The sequence below is a fragment of the Nitrospina gracilis 3/211 genome, from assembly GCF_000341545.2.
Classification (GTDB): domain Bacteria; phylum Nitrospinota; class Nitrospinia; order Nitrospinales; family Nitrospinaceae; genus Nitrospina; species Nitrospina gracilis.
Map to the genome: position 1 here is coordinate 2,406,775 of NZ_HG422173.1, position 4,516 is coordinate 2,411,290.

Annotated in this window: 3 protein-coding genes; 2 read left to right on the top strand and 1 reads right to left on the bottom strand. The window is 54.5% G+C overall.

The features are described 5' to 3' along the window. On the bottom strand, window positions 1–843 hold an 843-nt coding region (locus tag TX82_RS11515), incomplete at its 3' end, for an Mrp/NBP35 family ATP-binding protein (protein WP_042251137.1). A gap of 569 nt (window positions 844–1,412) precedes the next feature. Between TX82_RS11515 and TX82_RS11520 the strand changes: the two genes are divergently transcribed. After that, entirely contained in the window at window positions 1,413–3,692 is a 2,280-nt protein-coding gene (locus tag TX82_RS11520) for a DNA gyrase/topoisomerase IV subunit A (RefSeq protein ID WP_005010690.1), read from the top strand. An 8-nt stretch (window positions 3,693–3,700) separates the two neighbouring features. Further along, a partial coding sequence (locus tag TX82_RS11525) for an ATP-binding protein (RefSeq protein WP_187291962.1) occupies window positions 3,701–4,516 on the top strand: 816 nt, incomplete at its 3' end.

The following is a 4,516-nucleotide window of genomic DNA, read 5'->3' on the forward strand; positions in this document are numbered from 1 at the left end:
GTGTTCTTTGTCACAACCGTCGCAGACGAAGTAGCTCATGTTCTCAATCACACCCAAAACAGGAACCTTCACCTGCCGGAACATCTTGACGCCCTTGTCGGCGTCGATGGCGCTGATTTGCTGGGGGGTGGTGACGATCACACCGCCGGACAACGGAGCCCGCTGGGTGAGGGTCAATTGCACGTCGCCCGTGCCCGGAGGCAGGTCGATGACCAGATAATCCAGTTCGCCCCACTCCACGTTCTGCAGGAACTGCTGAATGATGCCGCCCAGCATGGGACCGCGCAACATGAGCGGCTGCCCCTCTTCCGTCAGGAAGGCGGCAGAGATGACTTTCAGATTGTATTTTTCGTGCGGGAAGAATTTGTTGTTGTCCGCACCCTTCGGCGGCTTGATGGGCATGCCCAGCATTTTCGGGATGCTCGGGCCGTAAATGTCCGCGTCCATCAGGCCGACTTTGGCACCGCTCAGGCTGAGCGCGATGGCCAGGTTGGTGCTGACAGTGGACTTGCCGACGCCCCCCTTGCCGCTGGCCACGGCGATGATGTTTTTCACGCCGGTCAGGATGGGTTGCTGATGCTCTGAAGGACGCACGTTGGAGGTCATGTTGACCGTGACGTCCTTCACGCCTTCGATTTCACCGACCTTGGTCTGGCATTCGTTTTTCAACTCTTCTTTCACCGGGCAGGCGGGAGTGGTCAACTCCACGTCAAACTTCACCTTGCCGTCTTTGGTTTCGAGGTTTTTGACAAACCCGAGGTCCACTATATTTTTGTTCAGATCGGGGTCCATGACCGTCTTCAGGGCCCCGATGATTTTTACCTGTAAATCTTGATCCGACATAAATCGCTCCCGGGATGGATCGCAAAAAAAGATTGGATGACGCGTGTCATTATTCGAGTTTTATAAGATTCAAGGCTGCGCTTGGCAAGGCGGCCTGAGGGATGGCTTCCGTAAATCCGGAAAAGCAAGGCCCATCGGCCCTCTTTTCCGTTGGTTTTAGGATGGCAAAACCCCTAAAAAGTTTCCTTTAAATACATCATGGCATGGAATCCGGGAAATTGAAAACCCATTCTCCAGCCTCCTTATTTGCGGAATGTTTCTTTTCTTTCGCAAAAAGCTCCCGCATGACAATATTACAATATATGGTATATATCAGAAAGTCGAGTCCACAACATGGTGTATTTTGCCCTTTACAAAGTTCAGGCACTGTGTTAGTCATTTAGCTTAAGTCATTAATTTTAAAGGGTATAAAATACCCTCTAATGACGCATTCGGTCCCGGGCCCTAATTTAACATTGGGCCCTGTTTCCCATCCTCCTCCATCGTGGACGTAGAGATGATGGACCCCGGACCCGCCCTTCGCAACGGAGGCCGGTCCTCTGGCAAATCACCCTGTTTCACCACAGATCATGGCAAACGAAAAAGAATCCGATATCACTCAGGAGCTGGAGAACCGGTTCCTCACCTACGCATTATCGACCATTGTGTCCCGTTCCCTGCCGGACGTGCGCGATGGATTGAAGCCGATCCACCGCCGCATCCTGTATGCCATGAACGGCATGGGTGTGGGCGCGGAAGCCAAGCCGGTGAAATCAGCCAAAATCATCGGAGAAGTGCTGGGTAAATTTCATCCGCACGGCGACACTTCCACCTACGATTCCATGGTGCGGATGGCTCAGGACTTTGCCATGCGCTACCCATTGGTGGACGGCAAGGGCAATTTCGGGTCGGTGGACGGCGACTCCCCTGCTGCATACCGTTACACGGAAGGCAAGCTGACGCCTATCACCAGCTACATGCTGGCCGACATTAAGAAAAGCACCGTCGAGTTCCGCGCCAACTACGACAACACCCTGCAGGAACCCGTAATCCTGCCGTCGAAGGTGCCAAACCTGCTCATCAACGGGTCCTCGGGAATCGCCGTGGGTATGGCGTGCTCCTTTCCCAGCCACAACCTGAAAGAAGTCATGAACGCGCTCATGTCGCTCATTGACGACCGCAAGCAGACGACAACGCAAATCATGAAACACATCAAGGGACCGGACTTCCCTACCGGCGGCATTTTGCTCAATTCCAAAACCGAACTGCGAAAGATGTACGAGGAAGGCTCCGGCAACCTGAAGGTGCGCGGCAAATGGACGATGGAAACCCTGCCGCGGAGCAAAACGCAGATCGTCATCACCGAAATTCCATACGGCGTCAACAAGGCGCGGCTGATCGAGAAGATCGCGGAAATCATCATCGCCAAAAAACTGCAGGCTCTCACCGACATTCGCGACGAAAGTGACGAAAACGTGCGTGTGGTGCTGGAGATCAAATCCGGAAGCGACCCCGACAAGATCATGGCCTACCTGTTCAAGCACTCGGACCTGGAAAGCGGTTTCCAGATCAATTTCAACTGCCTGAAGCCGAACGGCGAGCCCGAACGCTTGTCCATTGGCGAGCTGTGCCTGCATTTCCTCGACTTCCGAAAGGACGTCGTGACCCGCCGCATCAAATATGACCTTGAAGTACTGGAAAAACGGCTGCACATCCTGGACGGCTTCGCGGTCATCTTCAAAGATCTCGACAAGGCACTGAAACTCATCCGGTCGTCCAAGTCCAAGGACGAAGCGGCGACGAAACTCAAAAAGACTTTCAAACTGGACGACGAACAAACGGCCGCCATTCTCGATATCCCGCTCTACCGGCTGGTGTCGATGGAAATCGACAAGATTTTGCAGGAACAGAAGGAAAAGAGAAAGGAACAGAAGCGGCTGAAAGACATCCTGAAGTCCGAAAAGAAAATCTGGCAGGAAGTCAAAGCCGAATTGAAGGAGATCACGGACAAGTACAGCGACAAACGCCGGACCCAGTTTGGTTCCGATGACGGGGTGGAATTCAACGCTGAGGACTTCATCGAGCATGAGGACGTAGCCCTGGTGGTCAGCAAAAACGGCTGGCTCCGCAAGATGAAATCCGTATCCGATCCGGCATCCCTCAAGTACAAGGAAAATGACGGCCTGCTGGAAATGGTGCGTGTCAACACGGCGGATCTGGTCGCCTTCTTCACCTCCCATGGCGTGGTGTACGTGCAGAAGGTGCACGCCCTGCCCTACACCCGCAGTGGATTCGGCGAACCCATCCAGAACCTGTTCAAGTTCGGAGACGGAGAGCGCGTGATCAGAATGCTTCCGTTGTTGTCGCCACAGTCGGTGGAAGCTCGGGAAGCGGCCAAGGGCGAGCAGCAAAACCTTCCCTTGGATGGCATCGGCCAGGAGGAAGACGCGGAACTGTTGCTGGTGAATTCAGCAGGCTACGGGTTCCGCTTCGCTACGGAAAACCTGAGCGAGACCACCCGCTCTGGCAAGAAGGTGATGACACTGAAAAACAACGCGCGTCTGATAACGGTCATCCAAACCGTCGGCACCCATGCCTTTCTGCTGACGGAGGCAGGCAAAGGCATGCTGGTGAAGCTGGATAAGATCACGCAGTTGAGCGGGGCGGGTGTGGGAGTCCGCCTCATCAACGTTGGCGACAGCCGGTTCCTCGCCGCAAAGTGTGTGAAAAAACGCGAAACGGTGGAACTTCTGCTGGATAGCGGCAAAACCAAAGAACTCAAAATGACGGCGGTGCCGGAATACAACCGTGGAAGCCAGGGCGTCGGTGTGGTCAAGCGCGTCAAGGTCGTCCGCATTCTGGAAAATTGAATCAGACAATGAGCACATATCAGGCAAAAGATATCCAGGTATTGGAAGGGCTGGAACCGGTCCGCAAACGGCCGGGCATGTACATCGGCTCCACCTCGTCCACAGGACTGCATCATCTCGTGTGGGAAATCCTCGACAACTCCGTCGATGAAGCGCTCAACGGCCACTGCAATCACATAGAGATCACCATCCACAGCGAAGACGAGATCACCATCAAGGACAACGGCCGCGGCATTCCGGTGGACACGTTCCGCAAAACCAAAAAGAGCGCGATGGAAATCCTTTTCACCACGCTCCATTCAGGCGGCAAATTCCAGGAAGGCAATTATAAAGTGTCCGGCGGTCTGCACGGCGTTGGCATGGCGGTGGTGTGCGCGCTGTCAAAATCCCTCACCGCGACTTCCCGGCGCGATGGCTTCGAGTGGACACAGAGCTATTCCTGCGGCAAGGCCGAGGGCAAACTGAAAAAAGGCAAAGCCACCCGCAACCGCGGTACAGAAATCACCTTCCGGCCGGATCCGAAAATATTCCCCAAGATTACGTGGAACGTGAAAGCCATCCTCGAGCAGGCGGAATCGAAGGCCTTCCTCAACAAGGGACTGAAGATCACCGTGCGTGAAAACAAAAACACCCACGTGTTCCAGTACCCGGAAGGCATCAAGGACTTCATCCGCAAGATCACCCCGGCCAACGCGTCGCTCACCCCGGAACCGATGTACGTGGAGAAGGAGGATAAGGAGCTCAGGCTGGAAGTGGCGTTTTTGTGGACGTCAAAAACCGATACGGTGATCCATTCCTACGCCAACGCCATCAAAACCATCGAC